General features: G+C 48.7%; 3 protein-coding genes. All 3 read right to left on the reverse strand.

Annotated elements, in window-relative coordinates; all coding sequences use genetic code 11:
- On the reverse strand, nucleotides 1–710 hold a 710-nt coding region (locus tag VN105_RS28035; RefSeq protein ID WP_325646503.1), incomplete at its 3' end, for a linear amide C-N hydrolase.
- A gap of 144 nt (nucleotides 711–854) precedes the next feature.
- Complete coding sequence (locus VN105_RS28040; RefSeq protein WP_325646505.1) at nucleotides 855–1,214, reverse strand: hypothetical protein; 360 nt, start codon at nucleotides 1,212–1,214, stop codon at nucleotides 855–857.
- Between the two features lie 174 nt (nucleotides 1,215–1,388).
- Nucleotides 1,389–3,081: hypothetical protein (locus VN105_RS28045; RefSeq protein ID WP_325646507.1), on the reverse strand; the 1,693-nt coding region annotated here is incomplete at its 5' end.

Below are 3,081 nucleotides of genomic sequence, written 5' to 3' on the forward strand. Positions count from 1 at the left end.
ATATAAAAGGAAGCGCGTACAAACCGGTCGGCCGCACGATTGGTGCCAGGCAGCATTACGGTACCGCCAATCTCCTTCCAGTATTCATTTAATGCCAGCTGCTTGTCAAATATGGGGGAATTGGTCATTACGGTGTACGCCGCATCATGATGCACTACCAGCTTCCCGTTGATGTATTCAAAAATAGCGTTATCGCCGCTGGCATCGGAAACGGACAAATGCAGGGTTGCCAGCCTCGACTGTCCCGGTACTTTATCGGTAACAACGGTGAAAGGCTCCTGCTCCAATGCTTTTACCACCTCGTCTACCGTTGCAAAATTATCCAGCACATATTGGGTCCATGCAGCAATGCTCAACCCTGGTTTCTTACCATCCCACTGTTCGTACTGGGATTCCACCAACCAAAGCAGGTTCGCCACCAGTCCTTTTTCATTCATGCCATCTGTGGTGGAAATATCATAGCCAGACGCTACTACACTTCCATACTTCGATTTCCATTTCACTGAATTTGGGCCCACTTCGCCGTTACGTTCCATACCTCTTGGAAAAATCCAGAGATTAGTAAGGATATCGTCTTTCCAATCCATTGACCTGGCAGTAAGAATGGTGCCGTTCAATCCCTTGTACACTACGCGGGTACAGGAATATACGGGATGTATGCCAGCCAGCAGGAATGGGATAAACAGGGTAAAAAACAGGGTTGTTCTCATCGTACGGGTGTTTTTAGTACATAGATAATACATCAACACCTCCCGGCTGCGTAATGTTCAATCATCCCTGTCCTGTTTATCTGATAACTGTGGTTGTTCCTAACGCTTCCGGCCGTTAACAATAATGGGCTGAAACACCGGGTATTAAAACTCTTCCCAGCCGCCGTTTTGCGGATCATACTTTTCAAATTCCCCGCTATCTGTAAATTCAGATGCCGCCATCCCTGCTTCAAAAATATTCTCTTCCCCCCAGCCGGCAGTGAAATACAATCCTTTCCCCGTGAGCAATGCGCTGATGCTATGCTCCGCATGTCTGAATTTTAATCCGTCCTGGTCTTCCTTTTCCAGTACATAATCATAATCGGTTAACCTGTCTTTCAGCCGTTGCACCTGTTCATCAGTGAAGGGTACAAGATTTTGCTCATTGTCGAAAAAATTCTTGTCGCCCGCCTGTTGTTCCTTCGCTTTAGTGGCTGTAGTGTATAGTTGTATATCGTAGCTCATGTTGGTTACGTTTAATTGTTTCTGTTTAAAAATAACACAAGAGGAAGGTAACAATTTTATTCATGATATATGTCCGGATATTTTATCTTTAAAGATAGATAACAGACAGTTATTCATGATAATTTAACACGCTGAAACCTGCATTACAACAAATAATGGCCAGCAAATAACGCTTTATTCCACACCAAATTTTACTTCATTGGCCCAATGCGCTTTCCAATCGGGATGAAAGGCTCTTGCATTCCGCTTCGATACGCTCCGCTCCTTTGCCAGTTCCATGCAGCTGCCGGGCGCGCCATTATCATTTACCCGGAACGATAACTTCACCTGCTGACCTTTATCAATAGCGGCTTTTACATCCGGTAATTCCGACCAGGGAATAGCACATTCCGTGATCAGGGTATTACCTTCCCTTCGCACTACAAGCCGGCCGTTTTTCACAGGTCCCTCACCATCTGATTTTGGCTGCCTCGGGAAAAAATGTTTCCGGTTTAGGCCCGGGGCCAGCAACCGCCATATCTCAGTACCGCCGCCATATTCCGGCGCTACCTGGTTAAGCGCATATTCATAGTCGGTACATTTATACCCGGTATAACGAGGCATAGTACCGGGCGGATATGCCAGCATACCATCCTTTCCTTCCGGCAATACATTAAAGGCCAGCAACACATTATCATAAGCGTACCCAAGACCGGAATTATCCGGCGTTACAGGATTTTTACGGTAAGTATAATGCCGTACACCGGAAGGCCACAACAGTGGAAATTTAACCGGTTTATCCACCAGCGATAACGTTACACCATCCGGCAATTGCGGCGGAATACCCACTATATAATGCCCCGCCCTGCCGTATACATTTCTCCAATCGCCCCGGGTATCAAGATCTTCTTTCACAAAAATATCCCCGGCGGCAGATGGCTTATCAAACATCAGTGCAGCCAGTTTAGGAGTATACCACCAACCGTTGCTATGCAGTACAATCCTTACTTTGCCTTTCAGCTGCAGCACCTCCCAGGCGCCGCTCCAGAGGTTGGTAATAGGGCGTTGCAACAGGCGGCTGTTGTTACGGTACACTTCCAGTACCAGGTTAGGTACCCGTAACGCCGGCAGGTATAGTGCTACCTGTGTAAGTGTGTCCAGCTGAAGGTCTACTCCAAAGGAGTTGGTATTATCGCTGCTTTCCAGGTAGTGCATAATGCGGCCATCGCCGGCGGGCAGCTGTAATGCGGAAACTCCTTCTGCGGGTGCGCTGCCTTCTTTGCTGATCAGGGCCTCCTGCATGTCCATGGCGTAAGCGGTATCGGGATAAAAGAACTCATCGTCCGGGCGCTGTTCAAACCGGTAAGTGCCCGGGTGTGGTGTGCTGTCTGCTGCTTTGGTAGCAAAATAAAAGTAGTGGTCATCGCAGGCGAAATAGCCGTTGGCATAACCGTTGGCGCGGGTGTCGAAATTTGCGAAAGGATACCAGGCGGCTTCTGTTAAACTTACGGCTGCAGTACCCTGGCTGCTCACCGTTTGGGGCAATGCCGTTTTCCAGTCGTCCAGCTGCCCGTCTACGTGTATACTTAACCGTGATATGACGTTCACATGCATATCTTCATAATGCACGGCAGTACCATCAACGCCTGCATCAAAGTGTACTGACAACGGATAGGTATTATTCACCGAAGCGGCCCCGCCTTTTATCTTTACCGGGATAGTAATGGTTTCGTGCGGCGCCAGCTTCACGGTGGCCGGCGCTTCAACACGGAGGTTGCCCAGGCTCACCTGCAAACGCCCCTGTACCGGCCGGTTCAGAATATTCGTCAGCTGCAGCGGCATTATCGGTTGCTGTTCAATACGGGCGGTCATATCTTCCGGGATGATC

Source organism: Chitinophaga sp. (assembly GCF_035564935.1).
Classification (GTDB): domain Bacteria; phylum Bacteroidota; class Bacteroidia; order Chitinophagales; family Chitinophagaceae; genus Chitinophaga.